This is a genomic window from Mesorhizobium sp. M0664, from assembly GCF_040320565.1.
Taxonomy (GTDB): Bacteria; Pseudomonadota; Alphaproteobacteria; order Rhizobiales; family Rhizobiaceae; genus Mesorhizobium.
The window spans coordinates 46,941-64,265 of the sequence record NZ_JAMYPW010000034.1 but is presented as its reverse complement, the minus strand read 5'-3'; the positions used below and the strand labels follow the sequence as shown (position 1 = coordinate 64,265).

17 protein-coding genes are annotated in these 17,325 nt (G+C 61.2%); 7 read left to right on the top strand and 10 right to left on the bottom strand.

Translation table 11 applies throughout. The annotated features are described in order from the left end of the window. Positions 1-361 precede the first annotated feature (361 nt). The 3 genes from NKI39_RS24360 to rimO all read left to right on the top strand — a co-directional run bounded on the left by NKI39_RS24360 (position 362) and on the right by rimO (position 3,072). Positions 362-769: a DUF930 domain-containing protein gene (locus tag NKI39_RS24360; RefSeq protein WP_352834955.1), complete on the top strand. Its 408-nt coding sequence runs from the start codon at positions 362-364 to the stop codon at positions 767-769. 188 nt (positions 770-957) lie between these two features. Continuing rightward, entirely contained in the window at positions 958-1,617 is a 660-nt protein-coding gene (locus NKI39_RS24355; protein WP_352834953.1) for a TerC family protein, read from the top strand. 141 nt (positions 1,618-1,758) lie between these two features. After that, positions 1,759-3,072 carry a 30S ribosomal protein S12 methylthiotransferase RimO gene (gene rimO, locus NKI39_RS24350; RefSeq protein WP_352834950.1) on the top strand — a complete coding sequence of 438 codons (1,314 nt, stop codon included), beginning with the start codon at positions 1,759-1,761 and terminating at the stop codon, positions 3,070-3,072. Positions 3,073-3,136: 64 nt separating this feature from the next. Here the strand turns inward: rimO and NKI39_RS24345 are convergent, their stop codons facing one another. The 8 genes from NKI39_RS24345 to NKI39_RS24310 form a co-directional block, all read right to left on the bottom strand. Next, a complete protein-coding gene (locus NKI39_RS24345; RefSeq protein WP_352502446.1) occupies positions 3,137-4,204 on the bottom strand; it encodes a BMP family ABC transporter substrate-binding protein in 1,068 nt (355 codons plus the stop codon). A gap of 47 nt (positions 4,205-4,251) precedes the next feature. Beyond that, positions 4,252-5,226 (bottom strand): ABC transporter permease, encoded by a 975-nt coding sequence (locus NKI39_RS24340; RefSeq protein WP_352448916.1) that lies wholly within the window; start codon positions 5,224-5,226, stop codon positions 4,252-4,254. After that, positions 5,226-6,338: an ABC transporter permease gene (locus NKI39_RS24335; RefSeq protein WP_352636755.1), complete on the bottom strand. Its 1,113-nt coding sequence runs from the start codon at positions 6,336-6,338 to the stop codon at positions 5,226-5,228. The genes NKI39_RS24340 and NKI39_RS24335 overlap by 1 nt, the downstream gene beginning before the upstream one ends. Then, positions 6,335-7,927, bottom strand: a complete 1,593-nt coding sequence (locus NKI39_RS24330) for an ABC transporter ATP-binding protein (RefSeq protein ID WP_502898600.1) — start codon at positions 7,925-7,927, stop codon at positions 6,335-6,337. Before NKI39_RS24330 ends, NKI39_RS24335 begins: the two co-directional genes overlap by 4 nt. A 152-nt stretch (positions 7,928-8,079) precedes the next feature. Beyond that, positions 8,080-9,057, bottom strand: a complete 978-nt coding sequence (locus NKI39_RS24325) for a quinone oxidoreductase family protein (RefSeq protein ID WP_352502445.1) — start codon at positions 9,055-9,057, stop codon at positions 8,080-8,082. Positions 9,058-9,075: 18 nt separating this feature from the next. Continuing rightward, positions 9,076-9,852 (bottom strand): phosphatidylcholine synthase, encoded by a 777-nt coding sequence (gene pcsA / locus NKI39_RS24320; RefSeq protein WP_502893794.1) that lies wholly within the window; start codon positions 9,850-9,852, stop codon positions 9,076-9,078. A gap of 35 nt (positions 9,853-9,887) precedes the next feature. Beyond that, positions 9,888-10,502, bottom strand: a complete 615-nt coding sequence (locus NKI39_RS24315) for a DUF1326 domain-containing protein (RefSeq protein ID WP_352502444.1) — start codon at positions 10,500-10,502, stop codon at positions 9,888-9,890. Between the two features lie 14 nt (positions 10,503-10,516). Continuing rightward, complete coding sequence (locus NKI39_RS24310) at positions 10,517-11,413, bottom strand: DUF2182 domain-containing protein (RefSeq protein ID WP_352834944.1); 897 nt, start codon at positions 11,411-11,413, stop codon at positions 10,517-10,519. Between the two features lie 103 nt (positions 11,414-11,516). Here NKI39_RS24310 and NKI39_RS24305 point away from each other — a divergent pair, with 103 nt between their 5' ends. Further along, a complete protein-coding gene (locus NKI39_RS24305; RefSeq protein WP_352834942.1) occupies positions 11,517-12,725 on the top strand; it encodes a UbiH/UbiF family hydroxylase in 1,209 nt (402 codons plus the stop codon). A gap of 221 nt (positions 12,726-12,946) precedes the next feature. After that, positions 12,947-13,270 (top strand): heat shock protein HspQ, encoded by a 324-nt coding sequence (hspQ, locus tag NKI39_RS24300; protein WP_023675043.1) that lies wholly within the window; start codon positions 12,947-12,949, stop codon positions 13,268-13,270. 124 nt (positions 13,271-13,394) lie between these two features. Here the strand turns inward: hspQ and NKI39_RS24295 are convergent, their stop codons facing one another. Further along, entirely contained in the window at positions 13,395-14,024 is a 630-nt protein-coding gene (locus tag NKI39_RS24295; RefSeq protein WP_352448908.1) for an invasion associated locus B family protein, read from the bottom strand. Positions 14,025-14,255: 231 nt separating this feature from the next. Here NKI39_RS24295 and NKI39_RS24290 point away from each other — a divergent pair, with 231 nt between their 5' ends. After that, complete coding sequence (locus NKI39_RS24290) at positions 14,256-16,076, top strand: extracellular solute-binding protein (protein ID WP_352834939.1); 1,821 nt, start codon at positions 14,256-14,258, stop codon at positions 16,074-16,076. A gap of 23 nt (positions 16,077-16,099) precedes the next feature. Then, positions 16,100-16,777, top strand: coding sequence for a DsbA family oxidoreductase (locus NKI39_RS24285; RefSeq protein WP_352471875.1), 678 nt, complete (start codon positions 16,100-16,102; stop codon positions 16,775-16,777). Between the two features lie 6 nt (positions 16,778-16,783). Here NKI39_RS24285 and NKI39_RS24280 read toward each other — a convergent pair whose 3' ends face one another. Beyond that, a complete protein-coding gene (locus tag NKI39_RS24280) occupies positions 16,784-17,218 on the bottom strand; it encodes a hypothetical protein (RefSeq protein ID WP_352613631.1) in 435 nt (144 codons plus the stop codon). Between the last annotated feature and the right edge of the window lie 107 nt (positions 17,219-17,325).

The window sequence follows — 17,325 nt, the reverse complement described above, 5'->3', positions numbered from 1 at the left end:
CCACGGCATCAACACCTCCGGCCAAAAGCCAAAAGTGTTACCCATGTGTCCGGTACAAAACGTCACCTATGTCTCAGGCCGCGCATCCAATTTCTTCAATTCTGCAGGCATGACGTCGAGTTTTCCGCTCGTCGGATTCTCGACTGCCTGGGTTTAACAGGCCGGTCCGGTTAGGGGAGAACCGCCGCTCTGCCCCATGCCGCGCGCCACCTCTCGCGTCGCTGAAATGCGACAGGTGCTGATCATGGCAACGATACCAAAGTACCGGTGATACTATTGCGTAATCAACAACCTGCCACAAAGCGAAGACTGTCACCCGCCGCGCAGCCGCGCTTCGTCGGGTTGATTTCTCCGCCCGAATATGATGCTTCTCCCGCCCATGAATAAACTATTTTCTGCGGTCCTCGCATGGACGATAGTGGCTTGGCCGGCCAGCGCAATGGACAGCGCATTGCGCGCCGGCCTGCTGAAACTCGATCCGCAAACCCGGCTGGAGCAGCGATGCGACGCCGAAATTCTCGACCGGATTACCCGCGACGACCACAAATACAAAGCCGATCGTGTCGTCGCCTACGCTTTTGCGACGCCCGAAATGGGCGCCGATGCGATCAAGAGCCCGGGTGCTGCGTTTCGCAGCAAGGGACAGTGGTACCGGCTGAAATTCAAATGCGAAACAGTGCCGGACCATATGGAAGTCCTGCAGCTCCGCTACCGGATCGGTGATGAAATTCCGGAAAGCGACTGGCCCAAATACAATCTCTATAACTAGGCATTCACGACCTGTGGCCGCATTTTGTCGGTGTTCGGGCCGATCGTCGCAAACTCTGTATATCGCCGCAATAACGGGCGGTTTGCCGACCGTGTTCCAACCAGTCCCTTGACGCGCGGGAACCATACACGTTAGGCCCTCCAGGCATTCGACGCGAACGCGGCCAACCAGCAAGGGACTTCCAGTCGATGGAAATTTTCACTGCCGCGGGCTTCTCTGCCCTGCTCCAGGTCATCGCCATCGACCTCGTGCTTGCAGGCGATAACGCCATCGTCATCGGCTTGGCCGCGGCGGGCTTGCCCATCGAGCAGCGCAAGAGAGCGATTCTCATCGGTGTGGTGGCGGCGACGGTGCTGCGCATCGGTTTTGCCGCGATCACCGTCACTCTGCTGCAGATTGTCGGCCTGCTGCTGGCCGGCGGCATCTTGCTGCTGTGGGTGTGCTGGAAGATGTATCGCGAGCTGCGCACGTCGCATGCCGACGAGGTGGAGGCGACCGAAGCGCTGTCCAATTCCGATATCAACAGCGATGCTATGGTGGCCGGCAAGGCGCGCAAAAAGACCCTGGGTCAGGCGGCATTGCAGATCGTCATCGCCGACGTGTCGATGTCGCTCGACAACGTGCTGGCGGTCGCCGGCGCGGCGCGCGATCACTTCCAGGTGCTGGTGATCGGCCTCGTCCTGTCGATCGCGCTGATGGGCCTTGCCGCGAGCTTTATCGCCAAGCTGCTGCACCGCCATCGCTGGATCGCCTACATCGGCCTTTTGATCATCTTCTATGTCGCACTCGATATGATCTATCGAGGCGCTGTGGAAGTATTGCCGCATGTCAGCAGTGCGATGAGCTGACGCATCGACTCGAACTCGCATCGGCGGGGCCTTTCAGCTTCGGCGACGCTGGCGGTTGCGTTTCGCCGCAGCCGCCGCCCATACCAATGCCGCGACAAGTGTGGTACTGCGCCGCCAATCCTGAAAATCCGGAAAGCTTTGATGTCCGCCCCTCGCGTCAGTTTCGTCAGCCTTGGATGCCCGAAAGCCCTTGTGGATTCGGAGCGCATTATCACGCGCCTGCGCGCCGAGGGCTACGAGATCGCCCGCAAGCACGACGGCGCCGACCTGGTCGTCGTCAACACCTGTGGCTTCCTCGATTCGGCTCGCGATGAATCGCTCAACGCCATCGGCTCGGCACTTTCGGAGAATGGCAAAGTTATTGTCACCGGCTGCCTCGGCGCCGAGCCGGACATCATCCGTGAAAGACATCCCAACGTCCTCGCCATCACCGGACCACAAGCTTATGAAAGCGTGATGAGGGCGGTGCATGAGGCTGCCCCCCCGAGCCACGATCCCTACATCGACCTTTTGCCGCCGCAAGGGGTCAAGCTCACGCCGCGCCACTATGCGTATCTCAAGATCTCGGAAGGCTGCAACAACCGCTGCACCTTCTGCATCATCCCGGCGCTGCGTGGCGACCTGGTATCGCGGCCGGCCGCCGACGTGTTGCGCGAAGCCGAGAAGCTGGCCAAGGCCGGGGTCAAGGAGATCCTCGTCATCTCGCAGGATACCAGCGCCTACGGCATCGATATCAAATACCAGACCAGCATGTTCGGCGATCGCGAGGTGCGGGCGAAATTCTTGGATTTGTCGGAGGAACTCGGCAAGCTCGGCCTCTGGGTGCGCATGCACTATGTCTACCCCTACCCGCATGTCGCTGATGTCATCCCACTGATGGCCGAGGGCAAGATTCTTCCCTATCTCGATATCCCATTCCAGCACGCCTCGCCGCAGGTGCTGAAGAACATGCGCCGGCCCGCTCATGGCGAAAAGACGCTCGAGCGCATTCGCGGCTGGCGCGACGTCTGCCCGGACCTTGCCATCCGCTCCACCTTCATCGTCGGCTTCCCCGGCGAGACGGACGACGACTTCGAGATGCTGCTCGACTGGCTGGACGAGGCCAAGATCGACCGCGCCGGCTGTTTCAAATACGAGCCGGTCAGAGGCGCCCGCTCCAACGAGCTCGGCCTCGAGCAAGTGCCGCAGGAGATCAAGGAAGCCCGCTGGCACCGCTTCATGCAGCGCCAACAGAAGATTTCGGCAACGCAGCTAACCAAGAAAATTGGCAAGCGCCTGCCGGTCCTGATCGACGAGGCGCATGGCAATTCGGCCAAGGGCCGGACCAAATACGACGCGCCCGAAATCGACGGCTCGGTCCATATCCAGTCGCGGCGGCCACTGCGCGCCGGCGACATCGTCACGGTCAAGATCGAGCGCGCCGACGCTTACGACCTTTACGGCTCAGCAGTCTGATATTCCGTCCAAAATGAAAAAGGGCGCCACGTGGCGCCCTTTCGTTCGATATGTTTCCGACCACCTACTGCGGCAGCTTGTCGTCGACGCCCTTCACGTAGAAATTCATGCCGAGCAACGTGGCGTCGTCGGCGACCTCGCCCTCCTTCAGCCAAGGTGTGCCGTCCTGCTTGGCGACCGGCCCGGTGAAGGGGTTCCAGCCGTCGGCGATCTTCTTGGTGGTGGCTTCGGCCATCGCCTTGACGTCGTCGGGCATGTTGGTGAACGGCGCCAGCTTGACGGCGCCGTCCTTAATGCCGAGCCAGACATTATCGGGCTTCCAGGTGCCGTCGAGCGCCGCCTGGACGCGGCTGATGTAGTAGGGACCCCACTCGTCGGTCAGCGCGGTCAGCTGCGCGTGCGGCGCGAACTTGATCATGTCGGAGGACTGGCCGAAGCCGTGCAGCTTGCGCTCTTCCGCCACCTGCAAGGCAGCGGTCGAGTCGGTGTGCTGGACGATGATATCGGCGCCCTGGTCGAACAATGCCTTGGCAGCATCGGCCTCCTTGCCCGGATCGAACCAGGAGTTCACCCACACGATCTTCGCCTTGAAGTTCGGATTGATCGACTGTGCGCCGAGCATAAAGGAATTTATGCCCATCACCACTTCCGGGATCGGGAAGGAAACGATGTAGCCGGCGACGCCCGACTTCGATTGCTTGGCGGCGATCTGGCCAAGCACGTAACGGCCTTCGTAGAAACGCGCATTGTAGATGCCGAGATTTTCGGCGGTCTTGTAGCCGGTGGCGTGCTCGAACATCACCTTGGGGAATTTCTTCGCGATCTTCACTTCCGGGTCCATGAAGCCGAAGGACGTGCCGAAAATGATCTTGCATCCCTCGCGCGCCAGGCGCTCGAAGGCGCGGTCGGCATCGGGGCCTTCGGAGACGTTTTCGAGATAGGCGGTCTCGACCTTGTCGCCGAGTGCCTTTTCCACCTCGAGGCGGCCTTGGTCGTGCTGGTAGGAGTAGCCGAAATCGCCGATCGGGCCGGTGTAGACCCAGCACGCCTTCAGCTTGTCCGCCGCCTCGGCTGATGCCGCCAGCGACAATGCGGCCGTCGCCGCCATCAGGGCAATAAGCAGTTTTTTCATTGTGTTACCTCTCTGAGTTAAGCCTTGGAGCTTCCGTCTTTTTGTTGTCAACGATCCGGAACGAATGGCTGGCCCAAGGAGGCCGGCGTGTTCATCATCGTCAAACGCTTGTTGCGCGAGATTAGAACGAGAACCACGACGGTTGCCAGATAGGGCAGCGAAGAAAGCAGTTGCGAGGGAAACGATTTTAAGAACGCAATTAACTTGTAGAGCAACCAGGGCGCGTCGACGAAGTCCTGCAGATTTATGGCTTGGACGTGAAGCTGGCCAACCCAGATCGCGCCGAAAATATAGGCGCCGGCCAGCACCCGCCAGGGCCGCCAGGAGGCGAAGACGACCAGAGCCAGCGCGATCCAGCCGCGGCCGGCGGTCATGTTCTCCACCCATTGCGGTGTGTAGACCAGCGATAGGTGACCGCCGGCGAGGCCGGCACAAGCGCCGCCGAAAATCACTGAGAGATAGCGGTAGCGGATGACATGGATGCCAAGCGCATGGGCGGATGCATGGCTGTCGCCGATCGAGCGCAGCGTGAGCCCGGTGCGGGTCTTGAACAGGAACCACATGACGGCGGCGGTCAGCGCGATCGAGATGTAGAAGATTGGATCCTGGCCGAACAGCAGCCTGCCAACGACCGGGATTGCGGTCAGGCCGGGAATATCGAGGTTTGGCAGCCTTTCGCCGGGCTGGCCGACAAAATTCGTTCCCATCATGCCGGAAAGGCCGAGGCCGAGCAGTGTCAGCGATAGGCCGGTGGCCACCTGATTGGTGGCCAGCGACAGCGTCATGACGGCAAACAGCAGCGAGAACACTGCCCCCATGGTGATTGCCGCCAACAGCCCTATCCAAGGCGAGCCGGTGAGATAGCCGGCGCCGAAACCGCCGACGGCACCCATGATCATCATTCCTTCGACGCCGAGATTGAGCACACCCGAACGTTCGACCACCAGTTCGCCGATCGCCGCGATCAGCAGCGGCGTCGCCGCCGTCGCGATGGTCAAGAGGATGTTGACGGTGATGTCCATCAGCGGGCTTCCTCCAGCTTCGGCGCTGCCTCGAGCTTCGGCGCGGAAAAGCCGGTCAGGCGAATGCGGTAATGGATGAGCGTGTCACAGCCGAGCACGAAGAACAAAAGCATGCCCTGGAACACGCGCGCCACCTTGTCGGAGATGCCGAGCGCGCTTTGCACTGCCTCGCCGCCCAGATAGGTCAGCGCCAGCACAAGGCCTGCGGCGACGATGCCGAGCGGATTGAGCCGGCCGAGAAATGCCACGATGATAGCGGTAAATCCGTAGCCGGGCGAGATCACCGGCTGCAATTGTCCGATGGCTCCCGAGACCTCCGAAATCCCTGCAAGTCCGGCCAGTGCGCCCGACAGCAGGAAGGCAAAGAAGACCATGCGGTTAAGGCCAAACCCGGCGAAGCGCCCTGCCCTCGGGCTTGAGCCGAGCACGCGGACCTCGAAGCCTTTCAGCATACGGCTCATCAGGATCCAGATCAGTATCGCCGCGATCAGCGCGAAGACAAATCCCCAGTTTGCCCGGCCGGATTCCGGGAGGAGTTCCGGCAGTATGGCCGAGTCGTTGAACTGGATGGTCTGCGGGAAACCGTGGCCCTGCGGATCGCGCCACGGCCCGCGTACGAGCCAATCGAGGAAGAGCTGGGCGACATAGACCAGCATCAGGCTGGTCAGGATCTCGTTGGTGTTGAAGCGCGTCTTCAGCAGTGCCGGGATTGCAGCATAGGCGGCCCCACCGACCATGCCGAGCAGAAGCATCAGCGGCAGCACCAATGGGCCTTCGAACTGCGGAAACAGCACGGGGATGATCGAGCCGACAATGCCGCCCAGGATGAACTGGCCTTCGGCGCCGATGTTCCAGATGTTGGCCTTGTAGCAGACCGACAGTCCGACTGCGATCAGGATCAGGGGGGCGGCCTTGATCGCCAGCTCATGCAATTGCCAGACCTGGCTGATCGGTTCGATGAAGTAGATGCGGAACGCGGTCAACGGGTTGACGCCGAGCAGCGCGAACATGATGGCACCGGCAATGATCGTCAAAACGAAAGCGATGAAAGGCGAGAGTGCCGAAAACAGCATCGAGCGCTGCGGGCGTTTTACAAGTTCGAGGCGCATCAGGCTGTCTCCAGCTTATGTTCGGCATGACCGGGTTCGGCGCCGCCCATCAGCAGCCCGATTTTCTCGAATGTCGCTTCAGCTATCGGCAGCGGCTTCGACAATTCGCCATTGTGCATGACCGTGATCGCATCGGAAATCTCGAACAGCTCGTCGAGGTCCTGGCTGATCACCAGCACCGCCGAGCCGCTGCGCGCCAGTTCGATCAGCGCCTGGCGGATGTGGGCCGCCGCACCCGCGTCGACCCCCCAGGTCGGCTGATTGACCACCAAGACGCTCGGCCGGCGGTCGAGTTCGCGGCCAACGATGAATTTCTGCAGATTGCCGCCCGAAAGAGCCGCAGCCTCCGGATCCGGCGCGCTCTTGCGCACGTCCATTGCCTTTATGATGCGCTGGGCAGCGGTATGGATCGCATCGCCCTTGACCATTCCACCGGCGCCGACAAACATCTTGCCATCGGTGGCGTGGCGCGACAGAAGCAGGTTCTCCGAAAGCTTCATGCGCGGTGCTGCGCCATGGCCGAGCCGCTCTTCCGGGACGAAGGCAGCGCCCATCAGACGCCTGCCGGTGATGGTGAGACCGCCGGCATCCTTGCCGCGGATGCGGACCGAGCCGGCATCCGGCTGCAGCACCTCGCCGGAAACGGATTCGAAGAATTCGCCCTGGCCGTTGCCGGCGACACCGGCAATGCCGATCACCTCGCCGGCGCGGACTTCAAGATTGATGTTCCTGAGCGGGATCGAGAACGGGGTCGCCGGCTTGCGGGTGAGTTCGCGGATTTGAAGCAGCACCGGCGCGGTCTCGATACCCTCGGCCGGCGCCCGCACCACGGCCAGCACCTCGTTGCCGACCATCATCCGCGCCAACGAAGACGCGGTTTCCTGGCGCGGATTGCAATGGCCGACCACCTTGCCGTGACGCAGCACCGTGGCGCGGTCGCAGATCCGTTTGACCTCTTCCAGCCGGTGCGAAATGTAGAGGATGGACTTTCCTTCCGAACGCAGCCGTTCGAGCGTCTCGAACAACTTATCGGCCTCCTGCGGCGTCAGCACCGAAGTTGGTTCGTCGAGGATGATAAGTTGCGGCGTCTGCAGCAGGCAGCGGATGATTTCGATGCGCTGACGCTCGCCGACCGACAGATCACCGACCAGCGATAGCGGATCGAGAGGCAGGCCGTAACTGTAGGAGAGCGCCCTCGCCTTGGCCGCGATCGTACTGATCGGCGAGCCGTCATCCAGCGACAGCGCGATGTTCTCCGCCGCCGTCAGCGCTTCGAACAGGGAAAAATGCTGGAAAACCATGCCGATGCCGAGCTTTTTTGCGGTGCCGGGGCTGGTGATCCTGACCGCTTGGCCATTCCAGAAAATCTCGCCGGAATTCGGTTCCAGCGATCCAAACAGCATTTTCACCAGGGTCGACTTGCCGGCGCCGTTCTCGCCAAGCAACGCATGGATCTCGCCCTTGGCGATGTTGAGATCGACATGGTCGCACGCCGTCAACGTGCCGAATATCTTTGTGAGGCCGCGAACCTCAAGCAGGTTTGCGCCGTCCTGATCTGCACTCACGGTGCCTCCATCTGGTTTGCCAGACATGTTCTGTGTTCCCGCAACCATCGTATGCGCGGGCTGCTCTCTACGGTAAGCGCCTCACGACTTGAAAGAGCTTCAAGAATTTCAGCGGAAACTCAAGCGGTAAAGAGCAGTTCGCAAGAACGGCGGCGTCGGCGGCCCGAAACTGCGGGCGCCTAAGGGATAAGTATTGTTGTCCCGGTGGTCCGGCGCCCTTCGAGATCGGAATGCGCTTTGCCGGCCTCGCTGAGCGCGTAACGCTGGTTTATCTTGATCTTGACGGCGCCGCTGAGCACCACGTCGAACAAGGCAGCGGCGGAAACCTCGAGGTCTTCGCGCCTGGCATTATAGACGAACAGCGTCGGCCGCGTTGCGAACAGCGAGCCCTTCTGCGCCAGCAACGAGATGCTGAAGGGCGGGATCGGCCCAGACGATTGACCGAAGCTGACGAAAGTGCCGAGCGGCCGCAGGCAATCGAGCGAGGCTGGAAATGTGTCGTTGCCGACTGAATCGTAGACAACGTCGCATTTCTTGCCACCGGTGATAGCGGCAACGCCGGCCACGAAATCCTGTTCGCGATAGTTGATCACGTGGTCGAAGCCATGCGCCTTGGCGAGCTCGATCTTGTCGGTGGAACTCGCCGTGCCGATCACTGTCGCGCCGAGATGCTGGGCCCATTGGCCGAGGATCAGCCCGACACCGCCCGCCGCCGCATGAAACAGGATCGTGTCGCCGGCTTTCACCTTGAATGTACGGCGCAACAGATATTCGGCGGTCATGCCCTTTAGCATCATGGCTGCGGCCTGTTCGTCGCTGATGCCGTCCGGCACCTTCACCACGCGGTCGGCGGCGATCACGCGCTGCCCGGCATAGGCGCCGGTCGTCACGGCGTAGGCGATGCGATCGCCGGGTTTGAGCCAGTCGACATCCGAGCCGACATCCAAGACCACGCCGGCCGCCTCGCCGCCAGGGATCAGCGGAAATCCGCCCTGCGGCGGATAAAGGCCAGAGCGATAATAGACGTCGATGAAATTGAGACCGATCGCGGTATGCTTGACCAGGATCTGTCCCGAGCCCGGCTGCCCGGGATCGGCATCCTCATAGGTCAGGACCTCCGGGCCGCCATGGGCATGGATGCGGATCGCTTTGGACATTTTCTGGCTCTCTTGGGATCAGGCTTTCTTATCCGGCTTGGCGCCGAGATTTGGGAAGAACTGCATGATAGCGCCGATGCAAGCGAGGTAAAGCCCGGTGACCGTAATCCCGATCTTGATGAAATCGCTGACCTGCTCGCCCAGCACGCCGATCTGGTCGTAGAAGGAGGCAAGTGCGGCCTGCGCCAGCGCCAGCGCGCCGAAAGCGCACCAAAGCAGCGTCATACCGAGATTGATTGGCCGCAGCCGCTTCACCCGCACCGGATGGATGAAATTGATCGGCACGAAGGTGAGAATGCCGGCCACCACGACCACGGCGAAAGAAACCCATTGTCCGGGCTCGATGACGAACAGCGTGAACACCACCATGTTCCAGACGACCGGAAAGCCCTTGAAGAAATTCTCCTTCGTCTTCATGCCGGTATCGGCATAGTAGATTGCGCTCGACACCACGATGATCGCCGCCGACAGGAACGACAGGCGCTCGCCCATGAAGCCGCGCTGATAGAGCGCGAAGGCCGGAATCAACACGTAGGTCACGTAGTCGATGATGTTGTCGAGCAGTTCGCCCGACCAAGTCGGCAGGATTTCCTTGACATCGAGCTTCCTGGCGATCGGCCCGTCGATGCCGTCGACGAAAAGCGCCAGCCCCAGCCACCAGAACATCGCCGTCCAGCGCTGCTCGCTTGCTGCCACCAGCGACAGAAACGCCAGGAATGAGCCCGACGCGGTCAAGAGATGGACCGAGAACGCCCGCGCCTGAGGCCATGTGACTTTCTTCTTCGGCCGCGGAATCCGGTCGGCGATTTTCCTGGCCGTCGTCTTCTTGCTCACGGGCCCCGCCAGTCCAGCTTGCAGATTTCGGCCGAACGGCCAGCAAAGTTCCAGTTGCGGCCAAAGGCCCGCATTTTGCTCTTGTCGGATTTGGCGACGATGATTTCCGGCGCAATCCAGTATTCCGAATTGCTGATGACCGTATCCTTGTCGCGATCCTTGCCGGTGATTGGCGTCACCGCACCATCGATGATCTTCGGTATCTGAAAGATGCGTGTTTTCTCACGCGTCTCGTAGGTGATCGGCACCTGCTCGGCACCGAGGAACTGTCCGACCAGGATGGAGAGCAGCGATGTGGTTCCACCGGCCTTGCCGGTGAATATCTTCGTCAGTCCCTTCATAGCGTAAACCGAGGCGCGCTTGTCGATGAACAGGCCCGCCGTCCAGTTGCCGCGGCTCATATAACCGGGGATTTCCATGACCAGCCCAAGATTGAGGCCGGACAGGTCGACCTCGCCGAAATGGCCGGCATCGATCCGGAACCCCGCCCAGGTTTGGCAATAGCCTTCCGTGGGCGGATGATTGCCGAGCGACAGAACGCAAGGGCAAAAAACCGTGCAATTGCAGGAAAGGATGAGCTCTCCCTTCATTGCCCAGTTTTGATCTGTCATCGAATTCTCCCCCCTCATGCCGAGACTACTAGTAGCGCGGCTGCCCAGACAAGCAGTATCGCACCGCCCAACCGCGTCGGCAGATTGCCTGCCGTCTGTTTTTCGACCAGGCTGAACAAGCCGACCAGCGCCATCCAGAACACGTTCATCACACCGACGGCAAACATTACCAGCATCAGCGCCCAGCAGCATCCAAGGCACCACAGGCCCTGCTCTATACCGAGCCGGAAAATGCGAATGGGCCTGGCGCTCCAGTTGGCGAACAGGACCGAGAACGGATTTCTGCACTTCTCCAGACAGGCTTCCTTCAGCCAGCTGAACTGATAGAGACCAGCGATCGACAGCGCGGCTGCTCCGGCAATTCCAAGCAGCGGATCGAGCATCTGCCCGGATGACACGAATGCATGGACTGCGAGCGTCAGGGCAGCGAATATTGCCGAGGCGGCAAGCCAGACGCTCAAATATCCAGCGACAAGGATCAGCGGATGGGCAACGGGTTCCCCCTTGATCCGGGCGGTATCTGCGATCTCGCAATAAGTGCGGATCATCGGCGCCGCGGAGGGCAGCATGGTCGCGATGGCCATCAACAGCCACATCGCGGTGAGTGCCCCGCCTTGCGCGCCTACGCTTGCGCGAAGCGGCGCCGGCGCCAGGCAAAGGGCGAAGAAACGCGCAAGGAAATCCGGCAGCGGCAGTTGCGGCAGGTATTCCAGCGCGGCGTCGCCGGGTACATCGGCGCCCGGGAGCCGGCTCACCGCCCCCCGAACTGCCATTGCGCCGAGAAGGAGCCAGGCAACGGCGATGCCCATGCCGGCAATGACGCCCACCGTCAGTCGAGGGCTGCATGCAACGCTCGCCATCGCGCGGCCGGTGCCGTCGAGGTGGCTGAAATCGTCTTGTTGGCCGGTCATGGCAACCGAATGGGCCGAATCGCCGCGTTGATCAAGCCGCATCACCTGACCTATATGGACCAGCAGGTCGGACGGGCCTCACCTCGCAATCCGGAAGCCGAATTTGAACCATCGGGAAACAGCACGGATACTGGTCGCCGGCAGCGGCCCTGCGGGGCTGATCGCGGCGCTTGGCTTTGCCGAGGCGGGTTTTCCCGTGACGCTCGTCGGACCCGATGCAGCCGGCCCCGACGGCCGGACGACAGCCTTGATGAACCCTGCCCTGAAGATGTTCGAACGGCTAGGGATCTTCGACGGAATCAGGCCGCACGCAGCGCCGCTCAAGGTGATGCGTATCGTTGACGCAACCAACCGGCTGATCCGCAGCCCGACAGTGACCTTTCGCGCCAGCGAGATCAACGAAGAGCAATTCGGGCTGAACTTGCCCAACAGCGTTCTCAACCGCATGCTAGCCGAGGCTGTCGCGCATTCGGGCATCGAATGGCGAAAGTCGATGGTGGAGGCATGGCGCCTCGATGCCAACCATGCCCATGCCGTTCTCGCCGACGGCAGCGAGGTTGAGGCATCGTTGGCAGTTGCCGCCGATGGCCGTCAGTCGCCGGCCCGCGAGGCAGCCGGCATCCGCACCTCGATCCGATCCTATCCGCAGGCGGCGTTGGTGCTCAATTTCGGTCACCGCAGCGACCATGCCTTCACCTCGACCGAATTCCACACCGAGACCGGTCCGTTCACACAGGTTCCCCTGCCCGGCAACCGGTCCAGCCTTGTCTGGGTGCTCGAACCCGATATCGCCAAGGACCTTGCAGCACTCGACGACGCCGAGCTTTCGACGCGGGTCGAACAGCGAATGCAATCGATGTTGGGCCGCGTGTCGGTTGAGCCCGGCCGGCAGGTCTACCCACTTTCAGCGGTGAGCCCGTGGCGGTTTGCGCAGCGCCGCGTGGCACTTGTCGGTGAAGCCGCCCACGTGTTTCCCCCAATTGGCGCGCAAGGCCTCAATCTCGGCATCCGGGACATCGACGACCTGATTGGTGCCGCAAGCAGAAACCGCTCGGACCCGGGCGCCGCCAAGGCGCTTGCAGCCTATGATTTCAAGCGGCGGCCGGACATTCTGGCGCGCAGCAGCGCGGTCAACCTGCTCAACATGTCGCTGCTTTCCGACATGCTGCCGGCCCAGCTGGTGCGCAGCGCTGGCCTGGGCGCGCTTGAGGGGTTTGCGCCGTTACGGGCGTTTTTCATGCGCGAGGGTCTTCGACCCGGCAGCGGTTTTGCGGCGTTTTTTGGCGGATTGCGAAAACCGGCTGAGCGATAGCGATCTTGGCCACCGCCCTTGATCCGCATCTCGCGATGCTCAACCCGGCATCAAGGGGATCGGGATTGAATTGACGCCGCGTCTGCGCCAAATAATGACGATGTCGACCTTAAGGTCTGGGCCAATCTTTGCCGGACCGGTGCGTAAGAATCTAAAGTCCTGGAGCGTTCCTTGCGTGTTCCGAGATGCGTGGCGTTCAAGAAGTTCAAGTGGTGAGTGCGATGAAGACAGCCAAATTCTCGATCGGACAGGTGGTTCGGCACCGGCTGTTTCCGTTCCGCGGCGTCATTTTCGACGTCGATCCGCAATTCGCCAATACTGACGAATGGTACGAGGCGATCCCCGCTGACGTGCGGCCGCGCAAGGACCAGCCTTTCTATCATCTGCTCGCCGAGAATTCCGAAACGGAATACATCGCCTATGTGTCCGAGCAGAATTTACTCGAGGACCGGTCGGGCGAACCGGTCCGGCATCCGCAGATTGGTGAAATGTTCGACAAGAAGCCGGACGGGCGCTACGAGCCGAAGCACCAATTGAGACATTGACTTAGCCGGGATCTGGCTGGGCTGGGACTGGCTTGAGACTTGGCTGGACGCGACAAATGGCGGGTCCAAACGAAAAAAGCGGGGTATGAGCCCCCGCTTTTTTGTTGGTTCGAAAACCCGTCGATCAGTTGGCGGCCTTCGCCTTTTCCTGCTCTTCCTTGAGCTTCTTGGCAAAGTCCTGATTGTTCTTGGCGACGAACTCCTGGAGCTTCTTCTGCCGGTCCTCGATATCCGACTGCTGCAGCGGCGGGCCGTCGAAGGCGCCGCTGAAGCCGGTCAGCGCAATCTTGATCGGGTTCGGCTGGTTCTGGAAATTGACCGAGGTGAGCGTCAGCGCCGATCCCTTCTTGAAGGATGCGACAAGCTGATCGCTCAGCGGCACTTCCGCCACGCAGCGATCCGGAAAACAGATCACATAGTCGAGCTTCTGCGCCTTGCCGCCGTCGATCTGGAGGCCGATGCCGGGAGGAACGAGACGGCCGGTCGGAACCGTCACCTGGAACACCTTGCGGTTCACCTTGCCCTTCAATTCGATCAGGCTGACGCCGGTGATGAGCTGGCCGTTGCCGGCGGTGGTGATGTTCTGGACATTGCAGATGTCGACGTCTTCCTGTTTGGTGCAGGCCTTGAACCAGCCTTGCGGAATCTGCTGTTGCTGCTGCGCGGAAGCAGCGGGAATCCCGGCGCCCAGAATGCCGACCACGCCAGCGGCCATGACCGACAGGCGGTACGCGTTGCTGTTCAGGCTCGTCATGTCGTGCATTCCTCTCAAATGATCCCGGAACCGGCTTTTTTCATGCCGTGTGGTCCAGCTACCTGTTGCCGAAATGAGGCAACAGAATGACTTCGGACGGCGTGTTACACTGCAAGCGGTGCCGAATCCAGCCCGGGCCTCGCGAATCTTGGCCAAGGGATAGGCTCAAGGGGTTGGCCGGTGCACGACCGGCTCATGTATGCTGCGCATCGAATCGGGAAGGAGACGGTCATGGGCCGCGTTGTCGTTTGGCTGATCGCCGCAATCTTGTTTGTCGGCTTTTCCCTGCAGCCGGCCCTGTCGGAACCGGTGCACGCGCTTGCCATGCAGGGCGAGCCGGCGCTGCCGCCCGACTATGATCATTTCAACTACGTCAATCCCGACGCGCCGAAAGGCGGCAGCATTACCTATAGCGTCGTCGGCAGCTTCGACAATCTCAATCCGTTCATCCTGAGAAGCCTGCGCACCACCGCGCGCGGCATGATGGATCAAGCCTTTGGCAATCTTGTCTTCGAGCCGTTGATGCAGCGCAACTACGACGAGGCCTTCAGTCTCTACGGCCTGCTCGCCGATACCGCCGACATGGATCCCGAGCGCAAGAGCATCGAATTCCACCTCGATCCCAACGCCAAATGGTCGGACGGCGAGCCGGTGACGCCGGAAGACGTGTTGTTTACCTATGACGTCTTCACCGAGAAGGGCCGCCCACCTTACAGCCAGCGAATGAAAGCGATTGCCAAGCTCGAAAAGACCGGCGAGCGCAGTGTGCGCTTCACCTTCAACGAAAAGGCGGACCGCGAATTTCCCCTGATCACTGCGCTGACGCCGATCATCCCGAAACACGCCTTCAACAAGGACACCTTCGACAGGACGACGCTGAAGCCGGTGATCGGCAGCGGGCCTTATACCGTGGCGCAAGTCGTGCCCGGTCAGCGCATCGTGTTCAAGCGCAATCCGGACTATTGGGGCAAGGACGTGCCGTCCAAGCGCGGCTTCGACAATTACGACCAGATCACCATCGAATATTTCCTCAACGCCAACGCCAAGCAGGAAGCGTTCAAGAAAGGCATCTGCGCCATCGACGACGACAGCGACCCGGTCAAGCGCGAGCGCGATCTCGATTTTCCGGCCTTCCACAGGGGCGAGGTCATCGCCGAAAATTTCGATACCGGCATTCCGCCGGTGGTCAACGGGTTCCTGTTCAACACGCGGCTGCCGAAATTTTCCAATCCGGTCGTGCGGCGCGCGCTCGGCATGCTCTACGATTTCGAATGGGCCAACAAGAACCTGTTCGGCGGCAAATATACGCGCACGATGAGCTTTTGGCAGAATTCCGAACTGTCCGCGCTGGGCCACCCGGCCAGCGAAAAGGAAAAGGCCCTGCTGGCCCCCTACCCCGGCCGCGTGCCCGCAGATGTCATGGACGGCACCTACAGGCCGCCCGTTACCGACGGCTCCGGCCAGGATCGCAAGGTGCTGAAGGCGGCATTCGAGCTGCTGAAGAGCGCGGGCTATACGGTGCAGGACGGCGCAATGCTCGATCCCGAGGGAAAGCCGTTCGGTTTCGAGATCCTGACCGCCTCGCAGGACGAAGAGCGACTTGCCGCTATCTATCAGCGCACCCTTGAGAAGCTCGGCATCGATGTCGGCATCCGCAGCCTCGACGGTGATCAGATCCAGTCGCGCAAGCAGCGTTTCGATTTCGAGGTGCTGGTCGGCTCGACCGGTTTCAACAACTCGCTGTCGCCCGGTATCGAGCAAACCGGGCGCTGGGGATCCGCTGCCGCCAAGGCCGAAGGCTCGTTCAACCTGGCGGGTGTCGCCGACCCCGCAGTGGATGCGGCGATCGAGGCGATGCTGAGAGCTCGTTCGAAGGAGGACTATGTAGCGGCCGTCCGCGTTCTCGACCGGCTGCTGATCTCCGGCAATTACATGGTGCCGACGCAGCACAACAACCAGCAATGGCTCGCTTATTGGAACTATCTGGAACATCCGCAAAAGACGCCCATATACGGTTATCAGTTGCCGACCTGGTGGCGCAAACCGAAGTGACCTCTTCACAACAGGAGATCAAGGTGAACGACGAGAGCTCGATTACCGTCGATGTGGTCTCCGACGTCGTGTGTCCCTGGTGCTTTATCGGCCAGAAACGGCTCGACAAGGCGATTGCCGCCGTCGATATCGACGTTCACATACGCTGGCGGCCCTTCCAACTCGACCCAACAATCCCGCCCGAAGGCAAGAACCGCCGCGACTATATGGTGGCGAAATTCGGCAGCGAGCAACGCATCCGCGAAATCCATGCCCGGATCGAACCGCTGGGCGAGGCTGAAGGCATCTCCTTCGCATTCGACGCCATCAAGGTCGCGCCCAATACGCTGGATGCGCACCGTCTCATTCGCTGGGCCGGCACGGCCGGCGAGGCCATTCAGAACCGGCTGGTGCGCCGGCTGTTCCAGCTGAATTTCGAGGAAGGCGCCAATCTCGGCGATCATGCCGTGCTGATCGAAGCCGCCCGCGAGGCCGGCATGGATGCGTCCGTGGTCGAAACGCTTCTGCCGACCGACGCCGATGTAGAGGCCGTGCGCACCGAAATCGCCACCGCTTCGCGCATGGGCATATCGGGTGTGCCGTGCTTTCTGCTTGAAGGCAAATATGCGGTGATGGGTGCCCAGGACGCCGATACGCTCGCCGATGCACTCCGCCAGGTCGCCGCGGCCAAGGCACGCGGCGAACTGGAAACAGCGAACTGAGTCGGACTATTTCACGGTCACCTTGGCCTTGCTGACGAAAAAGCCATGGCCATGCTTGCCGGTGCAGGTCAATCCCTTGGTGGATGACTGGCAGGAAAATGGCCCCTTGCTCCAGCTGTTGCCGTAGGCCAGCCTGGTGACGCCGCCGCAGCAGCCTTGCTCGCCCGGATTCTTGATCAGCGTCGCCGGGCCTTTCGGGCCGAGGATGATCGTGACGTAGCTGGGCTCGACGCGCGAACAACTCAGTTCCGGTCCGCCATCCTGTGGCTCGTAGGTGCTGGTGCCGCCGTTCGGCGTGTAGATGCAGCCGATATTGCCGGACGGCGTGTTGAACTCGATCTGTCCCTCGGCATTTGCGGGAACGGTCTGGCTGCCGGCATATGTTTGCGGCAGCCAGAAAAATGTTGCGAGCGTCGCGACAAAAAATGTCCGTGCAAGCATGGCGAACTTCCCCCCGGTTCAAACCTGGATGCGTCCGGCAGGTTCAATCCGAAGCGCGTGTTTGTCAAACGCGGTTTGTGCGCGCTCTTAAAAAGGCACGGGCCAAT

Bases quoted from the DNA above. Each gene is read 5' to 3' on its own strand.
- NKI39_RS24355 (WP_352834953.1), top strand. From the start codon at position 958: ATGGAAATTTTCACTGCCGCGGGCTTCTCTGCCCTGCTCCAGGTCATC.
- NKI39_RS24315 (WP_352502444.1), bottom strand. From the start codon at position 10,502: ATGACAGATCAAAACTGGGCAATGAAGGGAGAGCTCATCCTTTCCTGC.
- hspQ (WP_023675043.1), top strand. From the start codon at position 12,947: ATGAAGACAGCCAAATTCTCGATCGGACAGGTGGTTCGGCACCGGCTG.
- NKI39_RS24280 (WP_352613631.1), bottom strand. From the start codon at position 17,218: ATGCTTGCACGGACATTTTTTGTCGCGACGCTCGCAACATTTTTCTGG.
- NKI39_RS24295 (WP_352448908.1), bottom strand. From the start codon at position 14,024: ATGACGAGCCTGAACAGCAACGCGTACCGCCTGTCGGTCATGGCCGCT.
- NKI39_RS24290 (WP_352834939.1), top strand. From the start codon at position 14,256: ATGGGCCGCGTTGTCGTTTGGCTGATCGCCGCAATCTTGTTTGTCGGC.
- rimO (WP_352834950.1), top strand. From the start codon at position 1,759: ATGTCCGCCCCTCGCGTCAGTTTCGTCAGCCTTGGATGCCCGAAAGCC.
- NKI39_RS24310 (WP_352834944.1), bottom strand. From the start codon at position 11,413: ATGACCGGCCAACAAGACGATTTCAGCCACCTCGACGGCACCGGCCGC.
- NKI39_RS24340 (WP_352448916.1), bottom strand. From the start codon at position 5,226: ATGGACATCACCGTCAACATCCTCTTGACCATCGCGACGGCGGCGACG.
- NKI39_RS24360 (WP_352834955.1), top strand. From the start codon at position 362: ATGATGCTTCTCCCGCCCATGAATAAACTATTTTCTGCGGTCCTCGCA.
- NKI39_RS24345 (WP_352502446.1), bottom strand. From the start codon at position 4,204: ATGAAAAAACTGCTTATTGCCCTGATGGCGGCGACGGCCGCATTGTCG.
- NKI39_RS24330 (WP_502898600.1), bottom strand. From the start codon at position 7,927: ATGTCTGGCAAACCAGATGGAGGCACCGTGAGTGCAGATCAGGACGGC.
- NKI39_RS24325 (WP_352502445.1), bottom strand. From the start codon at position 9,057: ATGTCCAAAGCGATCCGCATCCATGCCCATGGCGGCCCGGAGGTCCTG.